Here is a 22,745-nt window from a genome sequence, read left to right as displayed (position 1 = left end):
AACTCAGGCCGACTTCGCCTCTTCCGCGGCGATCTGCGCGAGGCGGTCCTCCTCGGACTGCATGATCCCGAAGTCGAGCAGCATCTGCTCCAGCTCTTCCATCGTCACCGGGGTCGGCACCACGCCCTTGCCCGAGTTGTCGTGGATCTTCTGCGCGAGCTGGCGGTATTCCTGGGCCTGCTGGCAGTCGGGATCGTACTGGATCACCGTCTGGCGGCGCAGTTCCGCGTGCTGCACCACGTTGTCGCGCGGCACGAAGTGGATCATCCTGGTGCCCAGCTTCTTGGCCAGTTCCTCGGCCAGGTCCAGCTCGCGGTCGGTCTGGCGCTCGTTGCAGATCAGCCCGCCCAGGCGCACGCCGCCCGAATTGGCGTATTTCAGAATGCCCTTGGCGATGTTGTTGGCCGCGTAAAGCGCCATCATCTCGCCCGACATCACGATGTAGATCTCCTGCGCCTTGTTCTCGCGGATAGGCATCGCGAAGCCGCCGCAGACCACGTCGCCGAGCACGTCGTAGGACACGTAGTCCACGTCGTCATAGGCGCCGTTCTCTTCCAGGAAGTTGATCGCGGTGATCACGCCGCGGCCGGCGCAGCCCACGCCCGGCTCGGGGCCGCCGGACTCGGTGCACTTGATGCCCTTGTAGCCGACCTGCATCACGTCCTCGAGCTCCAGGTCCTCGACCGAGCCCATCTCGGCGGCCAGGTGCAGCACCGTGTCCTGCGCCTTGGAGTTCAGGATCAGGCGGGTGGAATCCGCCTTGGGGTCGCAGCCGACGATCAGGATCTTCTGATCCATCTCGACCAGGGCGGCCAGCGTGTTCTGCGAAGTGGTGGATTTGCCGATGCCACCCTTGCCGTAAAAGGCGATCTGTCTCAGCGCGCTCATGGGGTTCGTCCTTTGCGTGTTGTCTCGTGTCCGTGTCGCGAGAAGGCGTCGCGGCCGCTCTCATCCCCTGTCGAAGCAGGAAGCGTGCCAACCCCCTCGCAGGTTAATTTCATGGAAAATCAATATTCTGCCCGCCCCTCCACCGCGGGGCCGGGCTGTGTCGAACCCGACAAAGACCCGACAATCGGCGGGGCGCGTCCCGGCCGCGCCCGAAACGGCCGCGGCCCCCGCAAGGGGGCCGCAAACCGACGGCGTGCGCGCGCCAGCGCGCTCATTCGGATCGGTGTTCAGGCCGGGGCGCCGATCGCGTCGCTCACCGCCGACAGCGGCAGGTCCAGCCGCTCGATGCCCAGCTCGTCGAGGAATTTCCGCTCCATCCGCGTCAACTCCCCCGCGATCACCGCGGCGTGGCCCTCGCCCGAGCGTTTCGCGATCTGGCGGGCGAAGATCCGCAGCATCTGGTCGTCGAAGCGGCAGCCCAGAAACAGGAAGGGCCGCCCGGCACGGCGCGCCTGCACCTCCTCGGGGATCGGCGACTGGATGTCGATCTCGGTCAGCACCTCCACATAGTCGCTGTCCGACATCAGGAAGGAATGGCCCTCGCGGATCACCCCGTGCGGCTTGTAGATCAGCGTCTCCCAGCCCGGGTCGGGCGCCTCGCCCACCAGCGCGCCGGTCGCGTCATAGGCGCGCGTCCAGATTTCGCGCCACTGGCCCTGGCGGCTGACGCCCTGCACCCAGCCCCAGCCGCCCGCGCCCTCGGTCCGCGCCGCGTCCAGGATCTGGCTGTCGTACCAGGCGTCCACGATCAGCGGCGGGCGGGCCCGCACCAGCCAGCGGTGCAGGGGCCCCGGCGCCGGCCGCTCGGCAAAGGCGGCCTGGACGATGGTTTCCAGCGTCTTGCGAAAGCGCCGGCTCTCCACGAACTGCGCGACCGACCAGAGGTTGCCGCGCGCCCGTTTCGGCGCCCGCACCCGGGCCTCGATCGCGGCGCAGAGCGCCTCGGGCGAGGCCGGCTGCGCATCGCCCGCCGCCGCCGCGACGCCCGCGCCCAGATAGGGCACCCGGTCGCCCGCGGCGACCTCGTCCAGAAGCTGCACCAAACGGTGCGCGCTCATCCCTCCTCCTCCACCGACAGCCGCCGCGCATCCACCGTGATCGGCAGTTTCGGCGCGTCGAGGTCGGGCATCGCGAAGGTCCAGCCGTTGGACAGCTTCGCCCAGCCGCCCCAGATCCCGGGCTTCTCGGACTCCACGACCAGCTCTTCGAGGTCCTTCTTCGGCACGTAGACCTCCATGCCCTTGGGGGTTTCGCGGACGGTGATCTTCATGGGGCGGTCTCCTCTGTCAGGCGGTCGAGCTCGTCGCGGCGCATGCCGATGATCGAGCGGCTGTCGACGAACTCGACGGCGTAGATGTAGAACTGGTTCAGGAAGGTGCCGATGTCGCGGACATAGCCGACCTCGCCCTTGGCCACGACGAATTCGCCGATCTCGCGGCCGGGCACCGTGCCGTCGTTGCGGATGTGCTTCTTCGCGCGGACCTTCTCGCCCGGCTCGTAGGCGGGGGGGCCGTAGATCTCGATCTCGCGGTCATCGGTCGACATCGCCGTTCCTTTCGCTGTCCAGCGCCGCGAGCCGGGCCGCGGCGGCCTCCCGGACCGGGGCTTCGGGATCGTCGAGAAGCCGCCTGGCAATCTCCGCGCCGGCCCGCTCGGCCACCGCGTGGCGCACGCGCAGGTCGGGATCGAGGGCCATGGCGCCGAGGTTCTCGGGCGCGATGCGCCCCGCGACGGCCCGGCGCACCAGCGGGTCGGGGTCGCCGACCAGGTGCATCAGCCAGCGCGGCGCGACGCGGTCGGCCACCAGCATGCGGATTTCCGGGTCGGGGTCGTGCACCAGGATCGGCAGCACGCCGGGATCGGCCCGCCGCGCCGCCACGAGGCGCACGTAAGGGTCGGCATCGTCCAGCAGCGGCGCGATATCGGCAAACGGCAGCCGCCGGGCGAGCGCGGCGCGCACAGTGCGGTCGGGATCCCCGAGCGCCGCGCGCGCCTGCGCCACCGGCAGCCGCAGCACCGCCACCGCGCGGACGCCGGGGTCGGGGTCGTCCAGCAGCGGACGGACGCGGAACAGGTTGGCGATGCGCGCCGCCTGCGCCCGCGTCTCGCCATAGTCCGCGTCGAGGCAGGTCTCGGCGGCCCCGGGATTCATCATGAAGAACCGCGCGATCCGGGGCGCGTAGCGGTCGAAGGCGCAGGACCAGCCCGGCCCGCACTGCCGCGCGGCCCGCAAGTCCGCGAACCGGCACCCCGCGCAGTCCAGCCGCGCGCCCTGCCAGTCCACCGGGTCGGGCCCGTCCGGCATCGCGTCAGGCCGGGATGCAGGTGTCGGGCACCGGGCAGATCTCGGCGCATTGCGGGGTCTCGTACTTGCCTTCGCATTCGCTGCAGGTCTCGGGGTTGATGACATAGGTGTCGTCCTGGAACTCGATCGCCGCGTTGGGGCATTCGAACTCGCAGGCGCCGCAGAGGGTGCAATTCCCGGTGACGATCCGGTAGGCCATGCCGGGCGCCTCACGCGCCCTGGGCGGCGACGCCGCGGCGCGCGGCGCGCGCTTGCAGGACCGCGGCGATGGCCGTCTCGATATAGTCCTCGCCCAGGCTGTCGATCGCCTCGATCCCCGCCGCGGCCAGCGTCTTGCGGGGCCGCTCGCCGATCTTCTGGCACAGCACGAAAGGCACGTCCGCCAGCACGCGGGTGATCTCCTCCATCCGCTCTTCGTCGCCATGGCCGCCGAGGCAGTAATTGTCCGCCCGGCGATGGCCGACGAAGCGGATGCCGTCGCCGTCCGCCTCGTAGATCTGGAACTCGGTGACCTTGCCGAAATGCATGTTGATCCGGCCCGAACCGCGGGTGCAGACGGCAAAGAGCGTGCTCTGCTCCACGCTTTCGGCGGCCGCATCGGCATGTTCGGCGGCGGTGCGGCGGTCCTTGCGTTCCTCGGCCACCCAGTCGCGATAGGCCGCGCGCACCTCGGGGGCGTCCTCGATCTCCTCGGGCAGCTTGTCCAGCGTGAACTCCTGCCCGCGATCCTCGCCCAACAGGCCCACCGCGTCGGCGCGGCACTGGCGGCAGTGGCGCATCAGGTTGGCGCCGCCCGCGCAGGCGTCCTGTACCTTCTTCAGTTCCGCCGCGGTGGGGCCGCGCTGGCCGGTCAGGCCGAAATGCGTGCCATGCGCCGGGTCGGAGATCAGCGGCATGATGTTGTGCAAAAAGGCGCCGCGCGCCTTCACCGCCTTGTTCACCTCGATCAGGTGGTCGTCGTTCACGCCCGGGACCAGGACCGAGTTCACCTTCACCAGAACGCCGCGTTCGTGCAGCATTTCAAGGGCTTGCAACTGCCGGTCGCGCAGGATGGTGGCGGCCTCGATCCCCGTGCGGCGCTTGCCGTCGAAGAAGATCCACGGGACGATCCCGGCCCCGATTTCCGCGTCGATGGCGTTGATCGTGATGGTGACGTGGTCGATGTTCATCGCCACGATCTCCTCGACATGGTCGGGCAGCGCCAGCCCGTTCGAGGACAGGCAGAGCTTGATGTCGGGCAGCCGCTCGGCCACCAGCGCGAAGGTCGCCCGGGTCTTGCGCCAGTCATAGGCGGCGTCGCCCGGCCCGGCGATGCCCAGGACCGAAAGCTGCGGCACCTCGGCGGCGACGGCCAGCACCTTGCGCGCGGCCTGCTCGGGGGTGAGGCGTTCGGACACGACGCCCGGGCGGCTTTCGTTGGCGCAGTCGTACTTGCGGTTGCAGTAGTTGCACTGGATGTTGCAGGCGGGCGCCACCGCGACGTGCATCCGCGCGAAATAGTGGTGCGCCTCTTCGGAGTAGCAGGGGTGGTCCTTGACCTTGGCCCAGGTCTCCGGGTCCATGTCCGCCGGCCCGGCCGACGAGCCGCAGGCGGACTTGGTGCATCCCGCCTTGGACAGCGCCTCCCCCATCTCGTGCCGGCTGGACACCGAAAGACCGGAAATCGGGATCAGGGGGGCGGACATCGGCAAACTCCTTTCAAAGGCTCACCGTTCGGGGAAGCACGCACCGTGCCAACCGCCTTGCGCCCGGCCCGGCGGGCCGCAGGCCCCGCGCGGGGACCGACAGAACGTCGGAAACGCGACAGGCTGATGCAGAGCTGACAGGGCCCGTCAGGGGCGTGGCAGGGGCGGCCGTGTAGATGGGTCCGGGCCATGGCGCCGCCGGCGCGCCGCCCCCGCAGACGGAGGACCGACATGACGACACGAGAGCCCGCCTACCCGCCGACGCGCCCGACCCGGACGCTGCGCTGCCTGCACGTGGATGAGGCGCGGGCGGGCGACCGCGCCGCGCCGCCCTGTCCCGTGACCTGGTGCGACATGCCCGCCGCGCCGGACCGCCGCTTCTGCCCGGCGCTGCGCGGTTTGCCGGTCAAGTGAGCCGGCTCAGAACTTGCGCACCTCGATATTGTGCTTCTTCAGCGCATAGCCGATCTGGCGGGGCGTCAGGCCCAGCAGCCGCGCGGCCTTGGCCTGCACCCATCCGGCACGCTCCATCGCGTCGATCAGGCGCGCGCGGTCGTCCTGCGGCGGCACCGCGGCCTCGGGGACCGGCGGACGCAGCGGCGGGACGGGCGGCTCGGCGAAGCCGCGGGCCGCCGCCCCCCCCGGCGGGCGCTGACCGGCGGCGCTGTCGATCACCGGCAGCGGCGGGCGGATCGCGGCGAGCCCGCCGATCGGCGAATGCTCGCCGCTCTGCATCCGCCACAGCTCGGCCGACAGGCAGGTGCCCTGGCTGCAGGCCAGTTCCTGCGCGTCGATCACCGGGCCCGACGACAGCGCGGCGACCCGGCTGACGCAGTTTTCCAGTTCGCGCACGTTGCCCGGGAACCGGCAGCGGGCAAGCTGCGCCATCGCCTCGGGCGTCATGCGCTTTTCCATGCCGTTCTGCGCGTTGAACCGGGCCAGGAAGGTCTGGGCCAGCTTCGGCACGTCCTCCAGCCGCTCGCGCAGGGGCGGCAGCACGATGGGCACGACGCAGATGCGGAAATACAGGTCGGCGCGGAAATCGCCGCGCGCCACGGCGGCCTCCAGGTCCTTGTTCGTGGCGGTCACGAGGCGCACATCCACCTTCAGCGTGCGCGACCCGCCGACCCGTTCGTATTCGCCCTCCTGCAGGATACGCAGGAGCTTGGCCTGGAATTCCGGCCCGATCTCGCCGATCTCGTCAAGAAACAGCGTGCCCTTGTCGGCCAGTTCGAACCGGCCCTTCTTCTGCGCCACGGCGCCGGTGAACGACCCCTTTTCATGCCCGAAGAGTTCGGATTCCAGCAGGCTCTGGCTCAGCGCCGCGCAGTTGACCTTGACGAAGGGCTTGTCCTTGCGCTCGGACAGCGCGTGGACGGCGCGCGCGAACAGCTCCTTGCCGGTGCCGCTTTCGCCGCGCAGCAGGACCGGCGTGTTGGTGCGCGCCACCTTGCGGATCTGCGCCGTCACCGCCTTGATCGCGGGGCTGTCGCCGATGATGCCCTCGATCGGCGCGCCGCGCAGCCGGCAATCCTCCGGCGAGGTCTCGCTCGCGGCGTGAAGCGCGGCGCGCGCCTCTTCCATCAGCCGCTCGCGGTCGCGGGCGACGAGCCGGCGGAACTTCACCGACTGTTCCAGGATCGAGGCGATCATCGTCATCACGCGCTGATCGTCGTCGAGGCTCTGCCCCTCGTCCTCCGAGATGTCGCGCCAGGCGCCCAGCACCCCGATCACGTAGGGCGAGTGCACCTGTTCGCGGATCGGCACGGCGATGAAGGCGTATCGCCCCTCCGCGAGGGCGGCGGGCACCGCGTCGGACCCCAGCTCCTCGGCCGCGTCGCGCGACACGATCGCGACGCCGGTGCGGAACACCGCGCGGGTGGCGGCGACCGGCAGGTGCCCCGAGGTCGCGGGCGCGCCCGTGGTGCCCCGGATCGTCGCGGCGATGGTGAAGGGGTTCACCTTGCCGCATTCGGGCCGCGCCTTGCCGGAATCGTCCAGAAGCGCCAGCGCCCCCATCCTGAGCCCCATGAACGAGGACATCACGTTCAGGACCGAGGGCATCGCGGCGACCGGGTCGCTCGCCCCGGTCAGGATTTTCGCGGCCTCGACGACCGTGGCCAGGGAATGTCGTTCTTCTGTCATGGGCTCTCCCGACCGGGGCACGCCGCCCCGGATCGGTTTGGTTCGGACCTGAAATGCTGCATTTGCAGTATTCCGCACCGTGCCGCCCCCTGTCCAGTTTGCCCCCGCCCTGCCCGGGCAGTCCGGCGCCCCGGGGCCGGCACCGCGCCGCCTGCCGACGATTTCGATGGCAATTCATGCTGCACTGCCGCGTAAATGTGCGCCGCCATGTCGCCGGCCGGGCCGCCCCCCGCGCGCCGGGGCGGGCGCGATTCGCGCGGCCCCGCCCTCGCGGGCCGCCGCGCCCCTCGCCGCATCGCCGGCCACGGGCGACACTCCGGCCCGACGCGACCCGCCCGGACCGGCCCATGCAGTGCCTCTTCTTCGACGTCCAGCCCAGGCCCGGCCACATGCCGGACGACTTCGCGCATGTCGACCGGCTGCGGCCCGTCCTCGCGCGGCATCGCGGCCTTCTCTCCCTCGAACGCTTCCGCCCGCGCGACGCGCCCGACGCCCTGCTGTCGCACCGGCTCTGGGTGGACGAGGCGGCGAGCGCGGCCTGGCGGCGCGACATGGCGCACCGGGCCAGCCAGTGGGCCGGGCGGCGGCTGCATTTCGACGCCTACCGCATCCGCGTCGACCCGCAGGCCCGGCCGGGGCCGGGGACCGCGCCCACCGGGCCGGGGCGGTATCTCGTGGCCGCCTACGGCACCGCGCCCGCCGACACGGGCCGCGCCCATGAAAGCGTGACGCGGCCGGGCCGCTAGCCCTCGCTCGCCGAGGCGACCGAGGGCGCGGCCGCGGCGGACCTTGCCGCGCGGATGCAGGCCGGGGGCGCCGCCGAGGTGCGCCTCTTCCGCATTTCCCGCGACGACACGATGACGGACCGGGCCGAGGCGCCGGCCCGGGCGTGTTGACAATCCCGGACGCGGGTGCAGGCTGCCCCTGCCCCAGCGACCGGAAACGCCCATGCCCGACCAGCCCGCCACCACCCACGACGCCGAGGACGACCCGCGCAACCGCGACATCCTGATCTACGTCAACGGCGCGCTGCTGCCCCGCGACCGGGCCACGGTGTCGGTCTACGATTCCGGCTTCATGCTCGGCGACGGCATGTGGGAGGGGATGCGGCTTCACGACGGCGTCTGGGCCTTCTTCGACGAGCACATGGACCGCCTGTTCGAGAGTTGCCGCGCGGTCGGGCTCGATATCGGGATGGACCGGCAGGGTATTCTCGACGCGCTGACCATGACGGCCGAGGCCAACGCCATGACCGACGCGGTCCATTGCCGCCTGATGGTGACGCGGGGCGTCAAGCTGCGCCCGTTCCAGCACCCCGCGCTGTCGCGCTCGGGGCCGACGGTCGTGATCATCATGGAACATTCGAAACCGGCCGAACGCCTCTCCGCGGGCCTCCGCCTCGCCACGGTGCCCCAGGTCCGCGGGCTGCCGATGAGCCAGGACGCCAAGTATAACAGCCACTCCAAGCTCAACTGCGTGATCGCCTGCCTGCAGGCCGAACAGGCCGGCGCCGACGAGGCGCTGATGCTCGACCCGATGGGCTTCGTGAACACCACCAACGCCTGCAACTTCTTCATCGTGCGCAAGGGCGAGGTGTGGACCAGCACGGGCGACTACTGCATGAACGGGGTGACGCGCGCCAAGGTGATCGAGCTGTGCCGCGCCGACGGCATCCCGGTCTTCCAGAAGAATTTTTCCCTGGTCGAAGCCTACGGCGCGGACGAGGCGTTCCTGACCGGCACCTTCGGCGCCCAGACCCCGGTGGCCGAGATCGACGGCCGGCCCATCGGCGACGGCACCCGGCCCGTGACCGAACGGATCCGCGCGCTCTACCGCGCGCTCGTCCGCGATCACGTCGCGGCCCGGCGCGGGGCGCGCGACGCCGCCCCGTCTTGGCGGGGCCGGGATCAGCGGCTATAGCGCGGCGACCCGTGCGCCAGCAGAAGGAGAGCGCCCTTGCCAGACCTGAGCCCAGAGACCGGCGAACCGGTGATCCGCACCATCGCCATGCCCGCCGACACCAACCCCGCGGGCGATATCTTCGGCGGCTGGCTGATGGCGCAGATGGACCTTGCCGCCGGCAACGTGGCCGCGCGGATCTCGCGCGGGCGGGCGGCGACCATCGCGGTGGACGAGATGGAGTTCCACAAGCCCGTGCAGGTCGGCGACGAGGTGACGCTTTACGCCAGGGTCCTGAAGGTCGGCCGCAGTTCCATGCGGATCGAGGTCCGCGCCTGGCACCGGCCCCGCTGCCAGGAATGGACCGAACAGGTCACCCGCGGCGTGTTCACCTTCGTGGCCATCGACGAGAACGGCAAGCCCCGCCCGGTGCCCAAGCAGACGCCGTCGACCGCGCCTGCGCAGCCTCCCGACGCGGGCTGAGCGCCCTTCCGCGCCGTTGGACCCCGGCACGGCAAGAGCGATGAAGACAGGGTTTCGATCAGAGACGGAGCAGATGGCGGAGACATGAGAGAGACAGGGATTGATCCAGGATCGCCGGAAATCGGCGTTCTTTTCGTTGCCGGTTTCGGCCCCATCACGCGCGACGCCGAGGCCAGCCGGTCGCTCTATGCGGATGCGCTTGCCCTGCCGCTCCGGCCCTACGGCGACAACACGACCTATCTCTCGACCGAGGATGGCGAACTGGAAGGGTGCAGGCATTTCGCGCTTTGGCCGCTTTCGCAGGCCGCCCAATCCTGTTTCGGCACGCAGGAATGGCCGGACGATCTGCCGACGCCCCAGGCTTGGCTGGAATTCGATGTTCGGGATATCGCGGTCGCGACCGAAGGTCTTCTGGCGCGCGGCTATCATCTTCTGATCGCCGACCGGGAGGAGCCTTGGGGCCAGCGCGTGACCCGGTTTCTCAGTCCGGAGGGATTGCTGGTTGCCGTAAGCGAAACGCCGTGGTTGCGGGACACCTGAACGCCAGACCCGATCTCGCACACCCCGAACGGCAAGGCGGCCGAAGCGGCCACATGGGCAAAGGTCGGCTTCGGCCCGCAATGCAGACACCGGTTCGCCCGGGAAAACGGCCCCTCAGAACGCGTTGAAGGTCAGCGTGGTCAGCGACCGCTCAATGCCGGGAACATCCAGCAGCCGGTCGTTGATGAACTTGCCGATATCCTCGTCCTTCGGGATGTAGAGCTTCAGCAGCAGGTCGAACTCGCCGCTGGTGGAATACAGCTCGGAATGGAGCTCGCGCAGCACGATTTCCTCGGCCACCTCGTAGGTCTTGCCCGGACGGCAGCGCAGTTGCACGAAGACGCAGGTGCTCATCTCTTCTCCTCGGCCGAATGCCGCGCGACGTTACCAGAGCGGCGCGCCGCTTCAAGCGGCAACGGGCGGCGGACCGAAGCGGTTGGTCCCCTCGCTGCCCCGCTGGACGAAGAAATAGATCAGCACCAGCGTGCCGAGGATCGGGATCAACCCGATCAGCAGCCACCAGCCGGTCCGGTCGAGATCGTGCAGCCGCCGCACCCCCACCGCGATGTTCGGCAGGATCAGCCCGAGGCTGACCAGGACCGACAGGGGCCGCGGCGGGCCGCTCTCCCCCACCGCCTCCAGCCCCAGAAGCGGCACGAGCAGCGCCGCGTCGATCAGCTGCGTGACGAACAGCACCAGCACGAAGAACAGCACCCACCACCAGTATTCCGGCCGCGCCGCGCGGCCCGAAAAGGTGGCATATTTCGATAGAACCGTCCTGACAGCATGCAACATGGCAGCCCCCCCTTGCCGTGTTTCGGCGGATATCATGACCGCCAGGCCTCCCCGCCGCGACGGAGGCCATGGCGAACGTCGCTCATCCCAGAGCGTCAGGCCCCGTGGTGTCGATGCTCCGGCCCGGGTCCTGCGCCTCGCGATCCAGGCGTTCGCCTTCGGTCTCGTAATCCGATGTCACGCATCCCGTACGCGCAGGGCACAACACGACGAGGGCAAACGCCCTTGGCATCTTATATCATCCTTTCAAAGCGAAATCAGGCGCCCTAATCCCGGGTCCTGAACCGATCATATGGTCCTTCTTGTATCAGCAATGTGCGGGCGGGCGGCTGGCCCGGTCACGACAAACGGCAACCGGCGAAAAACGGCCGGTCTACGAACGCCGTCAGACCCTCGCGAATCCGGCTTTTCCCGAACGCCACCTCGAAACTGCTTTCTGTCGAAGGTCCTTGGATATGACGCGGCCCCCCCCTATAAGCGGCGCGACACCAAGGCGGAGGCCCCGATGCGGCAAGCAAGCATCACCCGCAAGACGGCGGAAACAGATATCGCGGTCGAGATCGACCTCGACGGCAGCGGCGCCTATGACATGGCGACCGGCGTGGGGTTCTTCGACCACATGCTGGACCAGCTCGCGCGCCACGCGCTGATCGACATGAAAATCCGCTGCGCGGGCGACACCCATATCGACGACCACCATTCGGTGGAGGACGTGGGCATCGCGCTCGGTCAGGCCTTGGCGCAGGCCCTGGGCGACAAGCGCGGCATCCGCCGCTACGGCGCCTGCCTGTTGCCGATGGACGATGCGCTGGTGCGCTGCGCGCTCGACCTGTCGGGGCGGCCCTACCTGGTGTGGAACGTCGATTTCCCCACCGCGAAGATCGGCGGGTTCGACACCGAACTGGTGCGCGAATTCTTCCAGGCGCTGTCCACGCACGCGGGGATCACGCTGCATGTGGACGCCCTGCACGGGCTCAACAGCCACCACATCGCCGAGGCCGCGTTCAAATCCGTCGCCCGTGCCTTGCGCGAGGCGGTCGAGACCGACCCGCGCAAATCCGACGCGATCCCGTCCACCAAGGGGGCGCTGTAGGGCCATGCTGACGACGATCGTCGATTACGAGTCGGGCAACCTGCACTCGGCCCAGAAGGCGTTCGAGCGGGTGGCGCGCGAACAGGATGCCGGGCTGGTCATCGTGACCTCCGACCCCGAAACGGTGCGCCGCGCCGACCGGGTGGTGCTGCCCGGCGACGGGGCGTTCCCCGCCTGCCGGCGCGAACTCTTCGACCATCGCGGCCTGTTCGAGGCGATCGAGGAGGCCGTGGTGACGAACGCCCGGCCCTTCCTCGGCATCTGCATCGGGATGCAGATGCTGGCCACGCGCGGGCGGGAATACGAGGAAACCGCCGGCTTCGACTGGATCGGCGGCGAGGTCGTGCGCATCGCCCCCGGCGAGCCCGGCCTCAAGGTGCCCCACATGGGCTGGAACGACCTGGTGATCGACGCCGCCCACCCGGTGCTGGACGGGATCGAAACCGGCGACCACGCCTATTTCGTCCATTCCTACCAGTTCCGGGTCGCCGACCCCGCGCATCTGCTGGCCCATGTCGATTACGGCGGGCCGGTCACCGCCATCGTCGGGCGGGGCACCATGGTCGGCACCCAGTTCCACCCGGAAAAAAGCCAGGCCACGGGCCTGCGCCTGATCGCGAATTTCCTGGCCTGGGCGCCCTGAGCGGCGCGCATCGGACCCTTTGTCCGATGAAAGTCCGATGGAATTCCGATGGAATTCCGATCGCGGAAACGGCCCCCGTCACTCCGGCGGAAACACCTTCCGCGCCAGCAGCACCCGGCTGGCGGCGGTGACGAAACACAATGCCCCGAACCCCCAGGCCAGCGGCGCGAACCAGCCGGGCAGCAGGCAGAGCGCCACGAAAAACGCAATGGTTTCCGTGCCTTCCAGAAGGCCGCCGGTGAAGTAGAGCGACTTGGTCCCGCGCGCGGAAGTCTCCATCTTGCGCCGCTCGGCCAGGATCGCGAAACCCAGGAAGGTCGCCCCGTTGAAATAGAAGCTCAGCAGCAGGAACGCGCCCGCGGTGCCATTCGCGGGATCCATCACCACGAACCCCAACGGCACGGCACCATAGAATAAAAAGTCGCTGATGACATCGAGATAGCCGCCGAAATCGGTCTTGCGGCTGGCCCGCGCCACGGCCCCGTCCAGCCCGTCGGCCAGCCGGCTCGCCAACAGCGGCACCAGCGCCGGCCCCGGCCATCCCAGCGCGATCAGCACGGCCGCGAGCACCCCCAGGCCCAGCCCCGCCAGCGTCACCGCGTCCGCCGTCACGCCGTATCCGGCCAGCCTGCGGCCGATCCGGTCCAGCGGCGGGTCGATCACCCTGCGCATCATACCGTCAAGCATGGCTCGTCTCGCCCCTCTGCCCCCTCGCCGTTCCCCTGTCCGGCCATCACGCCTGCGCCAGAAGCCTAGAATTGAAGGCAATAACTGCCCCAAAACACACCCTCCCGGCGGTGACCGAAACGATTCGTTAGCACCCGTTTCCGACATTCTGGCACCTAACGTTCCTCAGTCGGATGTCACAATGCCCGCTTTCCTGTATCGGATTCCCACGCGCATCTACGCCATCGTGGCGCTTGCGCTTGTCTTCTCGGCCCTGCTGACCGTGGTCCTGCTGTCACGGGCCGTGGACAACGCCTACCGCATGCGCGAAACCGAATTGCGCGGGGTCACCGACCTGGCGATCAGCCTGCTCGCCGATCTCGAGGCGCAGGTCGAGGCCGGAGAGATCGACCGCGCCACCGCGCAGGAGATGGGGCGCGCGCACCTTCACACGCTGCGCTATGGCGGGTCGGGCTATGTCTTCGCCTTCGATCACGACCTCGTGGTGACGGCCCATCCGACGCAGCCGCAATGGATCGGCACGAACAAGTCGTCCTACGAAGACGTCAAGGGGCTGAGGCTGTTCGCGGAAATGCGACGGGTCGTTCGGGCCGACGGCGCGGGCCGGGTGGACTACTTCTTCCAGAAGCCGGGCGAGTCCACACCGGAACGCAAGGTCAGCTTCGTCCAGGAATTCGAACCCTGGGGCTGGATGATCGGCACCGGCGCCTACGTCTCCGATATCCGGGCCGACCTGGCCGAATTGCGCAATGCCGCCATCATATCGCTTGCGCTCGGGATCGTGTTGCTCGCCGTCATCTCCACCCTCCTGGTGCGCAGCGTGACGGGCCCGATCGGCGCCATCGTGGCCGCCATGAACGATGTGGCCCACAAGCGCTACGGCACGAAGATCGAAGTGGCCGAGCGCCGGGACGAGATCGGCGCGCTCGGGCGCAATCTCGCGGACTTCCGCGACAAGCTCGCCGAATCCGACAAGCTGGCCGAGGCGCGGGAGGCCGATCGGGCCGAGCAGGAACGCGTCGTGAAGGAACTGGGCGTGGCGTTGCAGAACCTCTCGCAAGGCGATCTCACCCGCGCGATCGATGCCCCCTTCACCGCCGAGTACGAAGGGCTGCGCCACGATTTCAACAGCACCATCGACACCTTGAACAGCCTCATGGCCGACGTGGTCGAGAACGCGACCGAGATCCGCGGCCGGGCGGAGGAGATTGCCGGGGCGTCGGACGATCTCTCGCACCGGACCGAGACCCAGGCCGCGACGCTGGAGGAAACCGCCGCCGCGCTGGACGAACTCACCGGCTCGGTGCGCTCGGCGGCCGAGGGCGCGGCCGAGGTCGAGGGCGTCGTGCGGTCCGCCCGCGGCGATGCCGAGGCCTCGGGCCGCGTCGTCTCCGACGCCGTCGACGCGATGGGCGAGATCAAGCGCTCCTCCGACGAGATCAGCCAGATCATCGGCGTGATCGACGACATCGCGTTCCAGACCAACCTCCTGGCGCTCAACGCGGGCGTCGAGGCGGCGCGGGCGGGCGAGGCGGGCCGCGGCTTCGCCGTGGTCGCCTCCGAGGTGCGCGCGCTGGCGCAGCGCTCGTCGGAAGCGGCGCGCGAGATCAAGGAGCTGATCTCGGCGAGTTCGGGTCAGGTGGAATCCGGCGTCGCGCTGGTCAACCGCGCGGGCGAGGCGCTGTCGGACATCGTCGGGCGCGTGGGCAACATCGCCGACCTCGTCTCCGAGATCGCGACCGGCGCCCAGGAGCAGTCGGTGGGCCTGGGCGAGATCAACGTGGGCGTCACCCAGCTCGACCAGGTCACCCAGCAGAACGCCGCCATGGTCGAAGAGGCCACCGCCGCCTCGGCCACCCTCCGCCACGAGGCCGAAACCCTCCAGGGCCTCGTCGCACGGTTCCGGCTGAAGGACGGGGGCACCACGCAGCTTACCGCGACCCCGCTTCAGGCCGTCCCGCAAATGGCCTCCGCGGCGGCGCGGCCCGCCGAGAGCCGCCCGCGCGCGGTGAACGACGCCGGCTGGCAGGATTTCTGACCGGCCCGGGCGGGCGCGGTGCCGCGCCCGTCCCCCCGGCCGGGGCCGGCGTCCGCCCCGGCACCTCCTCCCGCAAGGACAGGCGCATGTAAATGGCGGTCTCCGGCCGCCGACCGGTCGGCGCCCGCGAAGGCCGCGAGGCCCGGCGCCGTCGGCGCGCCGCGGGCTAGCGCAACACCTCGACCAGCGCGAGCGAAAGCGCCGGCAGCGCCGCGATCACGCCAAGGCCCAGCAGGCTCGCCAGGAGGAACGGCGCCGCCCCGCGCGCGACGCGTTCGATCGACAGGCGGGTCACGTTCGCCGCGACGTAGAGGTTGATGCCCACCGGCGGCGTGAACAGGCCGATGGCGAGGTTCACCATCACCACGACGCCGAACCAGACCGGGTCCCAGCCCATCTCGCGCATCACCGGCAGGAAGATCGGCAGCGAGATGAACATCACCGTGATCGCGTCCATGAACATGCCCGCGACCAGCAGCACCAGCATGATGACCAGCAAAATCACCCAGTCGTCGCCGCCGAGCCCCAGAAGCGCCTCGGAATAGGTGCCGACCAGGTCTTCGACCGTGACCACCCAGCCGAACAGCCCGGCATAGGCCACCACCAGCATCACCACCGCCGAGGAGGCCGCCGCGTCGGCCAGCGCCTCGTAGAGGCCTCGCAGCGTCAGCGTGCGGTAGGCGAAGGCCCCCACGCCCAGCGCATAGACGGTGGCGACCAGGGCCGCCTCGGTGGGCGTGAAGATGCCCGAATAGATGCCGCCAAGGATCACCAGCGGCGTGACCAGCCCCCAGAACGCCTCGCGGAAGGCCCGCCACAGCCGCCGGCCGTAAGGCAGGCCGGCATGGGGCGCGGGGTTCAACGCCTCCAGCGCCGGGCTGCCGGTCGCCGGCCCGCCGCGCCGCGCAAAGGGCAGGGTCGCCAGCATCGTCAGCCCCATGAACAGCCCCGGCAGGATCGCCGCGATGAACAATTGCGAGATCGAGGTTTCCGCGATCACGCCATAGATCACCAGCCCGATCGAGGGCGGGATGACGATGGAGAGCGCCGCTCCGGTGCAGACCAGCCCCGCGGCATAGGCGCGGGCATAGCCGTCCTCCTCCATGCCCTTGACGATCATCGGGCCGATCGCCGCGACCGAGGCCGGGCCCGAGCCGCTGACCGCGCCCCAGAACAGGCAGACGACGGTGCCCACCACCCCCATGCCCCCCGGCATCGCCCCGACCAGCACCCGGAAGAACCGGATCATCCGTTCCGCGATGCCCAGCGTGCCCATCAGCGTGCCGGCGAGGATGAAGAACGGGATGGCCAACAGCGAGAACCTGGTGACGCTCGCGGCGATCAGGTCGCCGGCGAGGTCGAGGCCGAAGCCGATCTGCCACATCGCATAGATCGCCGAGAGGCCCAGCGAGAAGGCCACCGGCACCCGGCACGCCATCAGCACGAAGAACAGGATCACCATCTCGGTGCCGGCGCCGAGGCCTGGGATCAGGTCAGACATGGCGCGCATCCTGCGGCGGGCTGTCCGCGGCGCGCAGCACGTCGCGCGCGTTCTGGAGATGGCGGATCAGGATCAGCGCGAAACCGAAGGGCACCGCCGCCTGGTAGTACCAGGCCGGCAGCCCCAGCGCGTAGGAGCGGATGCCGCTGGAAAGCTGGTTGGTCAGCGTCACCCAGGAAAACCACGCCGACAGCGCCAGCAGAAGCACCGACAGCGCCGTGGCCAGCACGAAGAGCGGCTTGCGAAAGGCCCGCGGCAGCAGGTCGTGGACCAGCGTGACCGACAGGTGCTCGCCCCGGCGCGCGGCGATTGCGGCGCCGAAAACGGTGAGCAACAGGAACCCGTTGGTCAGCAACTCCTCGGTGGCCGCCAGCGAATAGTCGGTGCCGTAGCGCACCACCACGTTGGTGAACCCGATGGCCGTCATGCCCAGGAACAGCACGGCGCAGACGATCTTTTCGGCCTCGTCCAGAAGGAAACGCATGGGGAGGGCCTCGCTGTGGCGCGGAAGAAACAGGCCCGCGCGCGGCGCGCGGGCCTGTTCGATGGCGGGCGTTACTCCGCCGCCTCGATGGCGGACTGGAACGCCGCGACGATCTCGGGGCCGACCTTGGCCGCCCATTCGTCGAAGGCGGGCTTGGTCGCGTCGCGGAAGGCCTGAAGCTCCTCCGCCGTGGGCTCGTAGACCTCCATCCCCTTCTCGGTCAGGAAGTCGATGCCGTTCGCGGTGCCCTCGCGCGTGATCTGCCGCTGGTATGCCATGGCCTCTTGCGCGGCGGTGCGCAGCTTGTCCTGCGTTTCGGCATCATAGCTGTCCCACTTGGCCTTGGAGATGCCGAGGAAGATCGGATCGTAGGAATAGTGCCAGGTCGTGATGTATTTCTGCATCTCGTAGACCTGCTGCGGGATGATGACCGCGCCGATCGGGTTTTCCTGCCCGTCGACGACGCCCTGCTGCAGCGCGGTCAGGGTTTCCGACCATTGCATCTGCTGCGGGTTGGCGCCCAGCGCGTTCATCACGTCGATATACATCGGCCCCGCCACGCGCATGTTCAGGCCCTTCATGTCCTCGGGCGCGGTGATCGGGCGAACGTTGTTGGTGACCTCGCGAAAGCCGTTCTCGCCCCAGGCCAGCACGACGATGCCCTTGTCCAGCAGGATGTCGGCCATCATCCGGCCCGGTTCGCCCTGGGTCGTCGCGTCGACCTCGTCGTAGGAGGAATAGAGATAGGGCAGCGAGAACACCGCCATCTCGGGCACCAGCGGCGTGACGTTGATCGCCGAGGTCAGCACCAGGTCCAGCGCGCCGCGGCCGATCATCTCGGCCTGCTTCATCTGGTCGCCGCCGGCAAGCTGGGCGTTGGGAAAGACGCGCACGTCGATCTCGCCGTCCGTGGCCTCCGAGATCAGCTCGTTGAACTTCTCGGCGCCCTGTTGCCAGGTGGTCGTGTCGCCGACATTGTGCGACAGGCGCAGCGTTTCGGCCGAGGCCGCGCCGAGCATCATCGCCCCCGCCACCAGGGCGGCGACGGCGCCCCTGCCCAGTGTTGCAGCGTTCATGGAACTCCTCCGTTCTGTCCGTTCGCCCCGAGAGGCATGTCATGGCGGCCGCCGCGGGCCGCCGGCGCGGCATCAAGACCAGATGCGGCCCGGCAACACAAGATACGGCGGGGGGTCGTCGCTGCGACGCGACTGCGCAGACCGCCCCGGGGGCGGTGCGCGCGGCATCGGCGTCGCGCGGCCGGGCGCCGCCGTCACCGATGGCCCAGCAGGCGGGCGAGGGCCAGGGGCAGCGGCCAGCGGTTCATGCAATAGACATGAAGCGCCGGCGCGCCGTAGGCGATCAGGCGGCGGGCCTGTTCGGCGGTCGCGGCCGCGGCGAGATAAGGCATCAGCTCGGGCGTCTCCTCGCCCTGGGCGAACAGCCGGTCCAGCCAGTCGGGGACGCGGGCGGCGTTGGCCCGCGCGAAGCCACGCAGCCTGGTCCAGCCTTCCAGCGGCATCAGGCCGGGGATGATCGGCGCGTCGATGCCGTGGCGCGCGCAGGTGTCGAGGAACCGGCCATAGGCGGCCGGGTCCAGCACGAACTGGCAATAGGCGCGGCGCGCCCCGGCGTCGAGCTTTTCCTTGAGGTGGTCGATATCCTCGGACATCGTGCCGGCCTCGGGGTGCTTCTCGGGATAGGCGGCCACGGCGATCTCGAACGGATGGCGCGCGGCCAGCGCGGCCACCAGCTCGGCGGCATGGGCAAAGCCCGGCGGCATCGGCCCGGCCGTGGTGCGCGGCCGGTCGCCGCGCAGGGCGAGGATGCGCGCGATGCCGGCCGCCCAAAGGCCTTCGGCCGCGTCCAGCACCTGCGCCTCGGTCAGGCCCAGCGCGGTCACATGCGCGGTGACCGCGCGGCCGCTGCGCTGCGCCACCTCGACGGCGGTGTCATGGGTGCCGGTGCGGGTGGTGCCGCCCGCGCCCATCGTCACCGAGAACCCGTCATCGGCCACCGGGGCCAGCCGGTCGACGGTCTCGTGCAGGGCGCGGCGCCGCTCTTCCGTACGGGGCGGGAACAGCTCGAAGCTGAGCGGGACCGCGCCGCCCGCCTCGAACAGCCGCTGCAGCAGCGCGTCGGTCGGCTGGGAAACCGGGGCCGCCTCCATGGCTCAGGGCGCCCAGTCGCGGCCCGCCGCCCGGGCCCGTTCCCGCGCGCTGGGGTTCTTCGACGGGCGGAACGGCACCTCGACGACCTCCGCGTCGACGCTTTGGCCCGACAGCTCGGTATAGGCTTCGGGCAACGCCACGCGGAACCGCGTGCCAAGCGCGCCGCTCTCCCAAGGCACGAAGCCCAGCGCGATGTTGCGGCCCAGTTCCGGCGACCACCAGGGCGAGGTGACATAGCCAACCCGGTCGCCATCCGGCGTCTCGATCAGCCAGAAATCCGGCGCGTAATCGGTGATCGGCAGCCCGCCCATGGCCAGCCCGACCAGCCGCAGTTTGAACGGCGCGCGGCCCGCGTCGATGGCCTCGCGCTGCGCCTCCAGCGCGGCCCGGCCGATATAGTCCGCCTGCTTGTTGCGCGGGACCTGGTAGCCGAGGTTCACCTGGAAGGGCGAGGTCTCGACATCCATGTCCTGCCCCCAGGACAGGATGCCGGCCGCGATCCGCCGGTGATGGGCCGGCGCGATCACCCGAAGCCCGTAGCGCGCCCCCTGCCCCCGCAACGCATACCAGACCGCCTCGGCATTCAGCGAGGAATCGCGCACGTAGATCTCGTAGCCCTTCTCGCCCGAGAACCCGGTCTGGCTGACCACCACCGGGCAGCCGGCCAGCTCGGCCTCCATCAACCCGTAATAGGGCATCTCGCGGATCGTCTCGCCGAACAGGTCGGTCATGAACTCCTCCGACCAGGGGCCCTGGACCTGCAGCGGCGCCACGTCGAGTTCTGCGATATCGACATCGAAGCCCAGCCCGACATTCACGCCCTGCAGCCACAGCAGCAGATCGCTGTCGGAGGCCGAGAACCAGAACTCGTCCCGCGCAAGCCGCAGCAGGACCGGGTCGTTCACGATGCCGCCCTTCTCGTTGCACAGGATCGCGTACTTGCCGCGCATCGGCTCGATCTTGGTGGCGTCGCGGGTGATGACCCGGTTGACGAAGGCTTCCGCCGCGGGGCCGCGCACCCGGATCTGCCGCTCCACCGCCACGTTCCACAGCGTCACCCGGTTGACCAGCGCGTCGTATTCGGCCATCGCGCCGCCGTCCTCGGGCTTCACGTAGCCGCGGGGGTGGTACATCCGGTTGTAGACCGTCGCCCGCCAGCAGCCCGCCTCGACCGACAGGTGCCAGAAGGGCGACTTGCGCACCCGGGTCGAGATCAGCATCTGCACCGGGGTCGGGCCGGACTGGCGCAGGTTGCGCGGGACCAGACGGTCGGACTGGTCGACATCCGGCACGTTGGGATGCACGCGTTGCACGGTTGTCATGGCGATCCTCCCAAATCGACTCGGGACAAGGATGCCTGTCGCGACCGCAGGTTCGCAAGGCACGGCGGCCCGAGACCGCCCGGACCGCCGCGCCGTTGCCGAATGGCCGCGCCTCGGAACGCGGGCCGTCGTTGCGCAGGGGCACGGCCTCCGTCCTGCGGCCCCCCTGTCGGCAAGGCCTTCGGGCGCCGGGCCGCTCAGATGCTCTCGCCGCCGTCGATGACCAGCGCGTGGCCTGTCATGTAGGCCGAGCGGTCCGGGGCGAGGTAGAGGATCGCCTCGGCGATCTCGTCCACGGTGCCGAACCGGCCCATCGGGATGCTGTCGCGGATATAGCCCTCCCGCCCGGCACGGCCGCCCATCTGCGCTTCGAAGCCGGCGTCGAACGGCGTGTCGATGAAGCCGGGGCAAAGCGCGTTGACGCGGATGTTGTGGCCTGCTGGGGCTTTGTTGCGCAAAGGTCGAGCGAGGGATTCATCTTGTGAATCCAGCGTGGTAGCTGGCCTGCATGAGCAGCCCCATCCCGCCGAGCTACAAGACCAGGAACCGGCCGGCCTACAACGAAGCGCTGAAGCAGCGCGGCTCCCTGACGATCTGGTTCGATCCGGACATTGTCTGGGTGCCGCGGCCGACCGGCAAGCGAGGCCGGCAGCCACAGTATAGCGATGCCGCGATCCAGACGTGCCTGACGATGAAAGTCCTCTTCGGCATGGCCCTCCGGCAGACGACGGGGTTCGTCGAAAGCCTTCTACGGCTGGTCGGCCTCGACTGGGCGGTGCCGGATTTCAGCACGCTGAGCCGGCGCCAGAAATCCCTGGCCGTGAGTATTCCCTACCGGGGCTCGCAGGGCCCGCTGACCTTGTCTTAAGAATCTACCCGGCTCTCGTGCGATACGGGAGCCGCTCTCCGGCACCTCATACATGCCGGAGAGCGGCGGGGGTCGGGTCGAAACGCTGAAGGTTTCTCGGAACCGGTCAGAAGTATGATCGCCCCCGCCTTTCGAATGGCCTGAACGGATACATGGGGCGGTGTTGACCGGCCCCGCATGACAAGGACAGGAGACGAAAGGCGATGCAGGATACCATCGGTATCGACATTTCCAAAGATACGGTCGACGTTCACCGTCTGTCGGACGGGACGCACCGGCAATTCGACAACGACAAGGCGGGGCTCGGGAGCCTCCGACGCTAGATTGGCAGAAGGTCGGTTCGGGTGGTCTATGAGGCAACCGGCCGCTACCATCGCGATCTGGAAGGCATGCTGGATGCGGCCGGGCACGGCCTGGTCAAGGTAAACCCGAACCGGGCCCGCAAGTTCGCCCAGGCGATCAGCCAGGGCGCCAAGACCGACCGCGTCGATGCAGCCATGCTTGCGCGCATGGGCGCAGTGCTTGAGCTTGATGCCAAGCCGTCTCACTCAGAAAGCATGCATGAAATCAGAGAGCTGCACGTCGCTCGCCGTGGACTGGTCAAGGATCGAATAGCCTGTCGCAACCGGCTTCATGGTGCCCGCAACAAGGTGGTTCTGGCGCAGCTGCGCGCCCGCCTTCGCCAGGTCGAAAAACAGATCGATCAGATCGACACGGAATTGCGGCGCCTTGTCGCCGCTGATCCGTGCCTCGCCCGGCGCTATGAAATCCTGATGTCCGTGCCGGGCATCGGTCCGGTAGCCGCCGTCGCGATGATCGTCGAGATGCCCGAGCTTGGCGCGATGTCGGGCAAGGAGGCCGCCAGCCTCGCAGGCCTTGCTCCGATCACGCGAGAGTCCGGCAAATGGAAGGGGCGCTCCAAGATCGGCGGCGGACGAGGCGCCTTGCGCACCATGCTCTACCTTCCCGCGCTCGTCGCAATACGCCACAACCGCCAGCTCGGCAAAACCTACGAGACGCTCTGCGATGCAGGAAAGCCCGCAAAAGTCGCGATCACGGCCGTGATGCGAAAGCTGATTGTCCTCGCAAACACCCTGATCCGCGACGACCGGAAATGGGCCGAAATCGCTCCTTGACCTAC

25 protein-coding genes and 2 pseudogenes are annotated in these 22,745 nt (G+C 69.2%); 10 read left to right on the top strand and 17 right to left on the bottom strand.

What is annotated here, in order from left to right:
- Nucleotides 1-3: 3 nt before the first annotated feature.
- The 7 genes from nifH to nifB form a co-directional block, all read right to left on the bottom strand.
- Entirely contained in the window at nt 4-888 is an 885-nt protein-coding gene (nifH, locus tag BUR28_RS00550) for a nitrogenase iron protein (RefSeq protein ID WP_074218330.1), read from the bottom strand.
- Nucleotides 889-1,175: 287 nt separating this feature from the next.
- Nucleotides 1,176-2,006: an SIR2 family NAD-dependent protein deacylase gene (locus BUR28_RS00545; RefSeq protein WP_074218329.1), complete on the bottom strand. Its 831-nt coding sequence runs from the start codon at nt 2,004-2,006 to the stop codon at nt 1,176-1,178.
- The gene (nifT, locus tag BUR28_RS00540) at nt 2,003-2,218 is read right to left on the bottom strand and encodes a putative nitrogen fixation protein NifT (protein ID WP_074218328.1); all 216 of its coding nucleotides are present in this window, start codon (nt 2,216-2,218) and stop codon (nt 2,003-2,005) included. The genes BUR28_RS00545 and nifT overlap by 4 nt, the downstream gene beginning before the upstream one ends.
- A complete protein-coding gene (locus BUR28_RS00535; RefSeq protein ID WP_074218327.1) occupies nt 2,215-2,493 on the bottom strand; it encodes a nitrogen fixation protein NifZ in 279 nt (92 codons plus the stop codon). Before BUR28_RS00535 ends, nifT begins: the two co-directional genes overlap by 4 nt.
- Nucleotides 2,480-3,253 carry a 4Fe4S-binding leucine-rich repeat protein gene (locus BUR28_RS00530; protein ID WP_074218326.1) on the bottom strand — a complete coding sequence of 258 codons (774 nt, stop codon included), beginning with the start codon at nt 3,251-3,253 and terminating at the stop codon, nt 2,480-2,482. The genes BUR28_RS00535 and BUR28_RS00530 overlap by 14 nt, the downstream gene beginning before the upstream one ends.
- A gap of 4 nt (nt 3,254-3,257) precedes the next feature.
- Nucleotides 3,258-3,452 carry a 4Fe-4S dicluster domain-containing protein gene (locus BUR28_RS00525; RefSeq protein WP_074218325.1) on the bottom strand — a complete coding sequence of 65 codons (195 nt, stop codon included), beginning with the start codon at nt 3,450-3,452 and terminating at the stop codon, nt 3,258-3,260.
- 10 nt (nt 3,453-3,462) lie between these two features.
- Complete coding sequence (gene nifB / locus BUR28_RS00520; RefSeq protein WP_074218324.1) at nt 3,463-4,938, bottom strand: nitrogenase cofactor biosynthesis protein NifB; 1,476 nt, start codon at nt 4,936-4,938, stop codon at nt 3,463-3,465.
- Nucleotides 4,939-5,169: 231 nt separating this feature from the next.
- On the opposite strand from nifB, the gene BUR28_RS00515 reads away from it, so the two are divergent.
- Nucleotides 5,170-5,352: a hypothetical protein gene (locus BUR28_RS00515; RefSeq protein WP_074218323.1), complete on the top strand. Its 183-nt coding sequence runs from the start codon at nt 5,170-5,172 to the stop codon at nt 5,350-5,352.
- A 6-nt stretch (nt 5,353-5,358) separates the two neighbouring features.
- Here the strand turns inward: BUR28_RS00515 and nifA are convergent, their stop codons facing one another.
- Entirely contained in the window at nt 5,359-7,083 is a 1,725-nt protein-coding gene (gene nifA, locus BUR28_RS00510) for a nif-specific transcriptional activator NifA (RefSeq protein ID WP_074218322.1), read from the bottom strand.
- A gap of 347 nt (nt 7,084-7,430) precedes the next feature.
- On the opposite strand from nifA, the gene BUR28_RS19765 reads away from it, so the two are divergent.
- The 4 genes from BUR28_RS19765 to BUR28_RS00490 all read left to right on the top strand — a co-directional run bounded on the left by BUR28_RS19765 (nt 7,431) and on the right by BUR28_RS00490 (nt 10,005).
- Entirely contained in the window at nt 7,431-7,829 is a 399-nt protein-coding gene (locus BUR28_RS19765; protein ID WP_074218321.1) for an antibiotic biosynthesis monooxygenase family protein, read from the top strand.
- 202 nt (nt 7,830-8,031) lie between these two features.
- Entirely contained in the window at nt 8,032-9,003 is a 972-nt protein-coding gene (locus BUR28_RS00500) for an aminotransferase class IV (RefSeq protein WP_074218320.1), read from the top strand.
- Nucleotides 9,004-9,039: 36 nt separating this feature from the next.
- Nucleotides 9,040-9,465, top strand: a complete 426-nt coding sequence (locus BUR28_RS00495; RefSeq protein WP_371441576.1) for an acyl-CoA thioesterase — start codon at nt 9,040-9,042, stop codon at nt 9,463-9,465.
- A gap of 84 nt (nt 9,466-9,549) precedes the next feature.
- Nucleotides 9,550-10,005 (top strand): VOC family protein, encoded by a 456-nt coding sequence (locus BUR28_RS00490; protein WP_074218319.1) that lies wholly within the window; start codon nt 9,550-9,552, stop codon nt 10,003-10,005.
- 114 nt (nt 10,006-10,119) lie between these two features.
- On the opposite strand, the gene BUR28_RS00485 is transcribed toward BUR28_RS00490, so the two are convergent.
- Entirely contained in the window at nt 10,120-10,359 is a 240-nt protein-coding gene (locus BUR28_RS00485; RefSeq protein ID WP_074218318.1) for an Lrp/AsnC ligand binding domain-containing protein, read from the bottom strand.
- A gap of 51 nt (nt 10,360-10,410) precedes the next feature.
- Nucleotides 10,411-10,800, bottom strand: coding sequence for a DUF805 domain-containing protein (locus BUR28_RS00480; protein WP_074218317.1), 390 nt, complete (start codon nt 10,798-10,800; stop codon nt 10,411-10,413).
- Between the two features lie 505 nt (nt 10,801-11,305).
- On the opposite strand from BUR28_RS00480, the gene hisB reads away from it, so the two are divergent.
- Nucleotides 11,306-11,893, top strand: coding sequence for an imidazoleglycerol-phosphate dehydratase HisB (gene hisB / locus BUR28_RS00475; RefSeq protein ID WP_074218316.1), 588 nt, complete (start codon nt 11,306-11,308; stop codon nt 11,891-11,893).
- A 4-nt stretch (nt 11,894-11,897) separates the two neighbouring features.
- Nucleotides 11,898-12,536: an imidazole glycerol phosphate synthase subunit HisH gene (gene hisH, locus BUR28_RS00470; protein WP_074218315.1), complete on the top strand. Its 639-nt coding sequence runs from the start codon at nt 11,898-11,900 to the stop codon at nt 12,534-12,536.
- Between the two features lie 78 nt (nt 12,537-12,614).
- Here the strand turns inward: hisH and BUR28_RS00465 are convergent, their stop codons facing one another.
- On the bottom strand, nt 12,615-13,223 hold the full coding sequence (locus BUR28_RS00465; RefSeq protein WP_074218314.1) for a CDP-alcohol phosphatidyltransferase family protein: 609 nt from the start codon (nt 13,221-13,223) through the stop codon (nt 12,615-12,617).
- 181 nt (nt 13,224-13,404) lie between these two features.
- Between BUR28_RS00465 and BUR28_RS00460 the strand changes: the two genes are divergently transcribed.
- A complete protein-coding gene (locus BUR28_RS00460; protein ID WP_074218313.1) occupies nt 13,405-15,261 on the top strand; it encodes a methyl-accepting chemotaxis protein in 1,857 nt (618 codons plus the stop codon).
- Nucleotides 15,262-15,427: 166 nt separating this feature from the next.
- Here the strand turns inward: BUR28_RS00460 and BUR28_RS00455 are convergent, their stop codons facing one another.
- The 6 genes from BUR28_RS00455 to BUR28_RS00430 all read right to left on the bottom strand — a co-directional run bounded on the left by BUR28_RS00455 (nt 15,428) and on the right by BUR28_RS00430 (nt 21,194).
- Nucleotides 15,428-16,762, bottom strand: coding sequence for a TRAP transporter large permease (locus BUR28_RS00455; protein WP_074218312.1), 1,335 nt, complete (start codon nt 16,760-16,762; stop codon nt 15,428-15,430).
- Entirely contained in the window at nt 16,755-17,246 is a 492-nt protein-coding gene (locus tag BUR28_RS00450; protein ID WP_074218311.1) for a TRAP transporter small permease, read from the bottom strand. The genes BUR28_RS00455 and BUR28_RS00450 overlap by 8 nt, the downstream gene beginning before the upstream one ends.
- A 71-nt stretch (nt 17,247-17,317) precedes the next feature.
- Nucleotides 17,318-18,322, bottom strand: coding sequence for a DctP family TRAP transporter solute-binding subunit (locus tag BUR28_RS00445; RefSeq protein WP_074218310.1), 1,005 nt, complete (start codon nt 18,320-18,322; stop codon nt 17,318-17,320).
- 194 nt (nt 18,323-18,516) lie between these two features.
- Complete coding sequence (locus BUR28_RS00440; RefSeq protein WP_074218309.1) at nt 18,517-19,413, bottom strand: methylenetetrahydrofolate reductase; 897 nt, start codon at nt 19,411-19,413, stop codon at nt 18,517-18,519.
- Nucleotides 19,414-19,416: 3 nt separating this feature from the next.
- Entirely contained in the window at nt 19,417-20,736 is a 1,320-nt protein-coding gene (locus BUR28_RS00435) for a glycine cleavage T C-terminal barrel domain-containing protein (protein ID WP_074218308.1), read from the bottom strand.
- A 197-nt stretch (nt 20,737-20,933) separates the two neighbouring features.
- Complete coding sequence (locus BUR28_RS00430; RefSeq protein WP_254813666.1) at nt 20,934-21,194, bottom strand: SDR family NAD(P)-dependent oxidoreductase; 261 nt, start codon at nt 21,192-21,194, stop codon at nt 20,934-20,936.
- 50 nt (nt 21,195-21,244) lie between these two features.
- On the opposite strand from BUR28_RS00430, the pseudogene BUR28_RS00425 reads away from it, so the two are divergent.
- Together BUR28_RS00425 and BUR28_RS00420 are read left to right on the top strand one after the other, a co-directional pair.
- Nucleotides 21,245-21,598: pseudogene (locus tag BUR28_RS00425) on the top strand (transposase); the annotation flags it as partial.
- A 209-nt stretch (nt 21,599-21,807) separates the two neighbouring features.
- Nucleotides 21,808-22,740, top strand: a pseudogene (locus tag BUR28_RS00420) (IS110 family transposase).
- Nucleotides 22,741-22,745: the final 5 nt, after the last annotated feature.

The organism is Rhodovulum sp. ES.010 (genome assembly GCF_900142935.1).
In the GTDB taxonomy this organism is placed as follows: Bacteria; Pseudomonadota; Alphaproteobacteria; order Rhodobacterales; family Rhodobacteraceae; genus Rhodovulum.
This window is presented reverse-complemented; position numbering and strand designations above follow the sequence as displayed.

Coding starts and splice junctions, on each gene's coding strand:
- nifH (WP_074218330.1), bottom strand. CDS start 888: ATGAGCGCGCTGAGACAGATCGCCTTTTACGGCAAGGGTGGCATCGGC.
- BUR28_RS00545 (WP_074218329.1), bottom strand. CDS start 2,006: ATGAGCGCGCACCGTTTGGTGCAGCTTCTGGACGAGGTCGCCGCGGGC.
- nifT (WP_074218328.1), bottom strand. CDS start 2,218: ATGAAGATCACCGTCCGCGAAACCCCCAAGGGCATGGAGGTCTACGTG.
- BUR28_RS00535 (WP_074218327.1), bottom strand. CDS start 2,493: ATGTCGACCGATGACCGCGAGATCGAGATCTACGGCCCCCCCGCCTAC.
- BUR28_RS00530 (WP_074218326.1), bottom strand. CDS start 3,253: ATGCCGGACGGGCCCGACCCGGTGGACTGGCAGGGCGCGCGGCTGGAC.
- BUR28_RS00525 (WP_074218325.1), bottom strand. CDS start 3,452: ATGGCCTACCGGATCGTCACCGGGAATTGCACCCTCTGCGGCGCCTGC.
- nifB (WP_074218324.1), bottom strand. CDS start 4,938: ATGTCCGCCCCCCTGATCCCGATTTCCGGTCTTTCGGTGTCCAGCCGG.
- BUR28_RS00515 (WP_074218323.1), top strand. CDS start 5,170: ATGACGACACGAGAGCCCGCCTACCCGCCGACGCGCCCGACCCGGACG.
- nifA (WP_074218322.1), bottom strand. CDS start 7,083: ATGACAGAAGAACGACATTCCCTGGCCACGGTCGTCGAGGCCGCGAAA.
- BUR28_RS19765 (WP_074218321.1), top strand. CDS start 7,431: ATGCAGTGCCTCTTCTTCGACGTCCAGCCCAGGCCCGGCCACATGCCG.
- BUR28_RS00500 (WP_074218320.1), top strand. CDS start 8,032: ATGCCCGACCAGCCCGCCACCACCCACGACGCCGAGGACGACCCGCGC.
- BUR28_RS00490 (WP_074218319.1), top strand. CDS start 9,550: ATGAGAGAGACAGGGATTGATCCAGGATCGCCGGAAATCGGCGTTCTT.
- BUR28_RS00485 (WP_074218318.1), bottom strand. CDS start 10,359: ATGAGCACCTGCGTCTTCGTGCAACTGCGCTGCCGTCCGGGCAAGACC.
- BUR28_RS00480 (WP_074218317.1), bottom strand. CDS start 10,800: ATGTTGCATGCTGTCAGGACGGTTCTATCGAAATATGCCACCTTTTCG.
- hisB (WP_074218316.1), top strand. CDS start 11,306: ATGCGGCAAGCAAGCATCACCCGCAAGACGGCGGAAACAGATATCGCG.
- hisH (WP_074218315.1), top strand. CDS start 11,898: ATGCTGACGACGATCGTCGATTACGAGTCGGGCAACCTGCACTCGGCC.
- BUR28_RS00465 (WP_074218314.1), bottom strand. CDS start 13,223: ATGCTTGACGGTATGATGCGCAGGGTGATCGACCCGCCGCTGGACCGG.
- BUR28_RS00460 (WP_074218313.1), top strand. CDS start 13,405: ATGCCCGCTTTCCTGTATCGGATTCCCACGCGCATCTACGCCATCGTG.
- BUR28_RS00455 (WP_074218312.1), bottom strand. CDS start 16,762: ATGTCTGACCTGATCCCAGGCCTCGGCGCCGGCACCGAGATGGTGATC.
- BUR28_RS00450 (WP_074218311.1), bottom strand. CDS start 17,246: ATGCGTTTCCTTCTGGACGAGGCCGAAAAGATCGTCTGCGCCGTGCTG.
- BUR28_RS00445 (WP_074218310.1), bottom strand. CDS start 18,322: ATGAACGCTGCAACACTGGGCAGGGGCGCCGTCGCCGCCCTGGTGGCG.
- BUR28_RS00440 (WP_074218309.1), bottom strand. CDS start 19,413: ATGGAGGCGGCCCCGGTTTCCCAGCCGACCGACGCGCTGCTGCAGCGG.
- BUR28_RS00435 (WP_074218308.1), bottom strand. CDS start 20,736: ATGACAACCGTGCAACGCGTGCATCCCAACGTGCCGGATGTCGACCAG.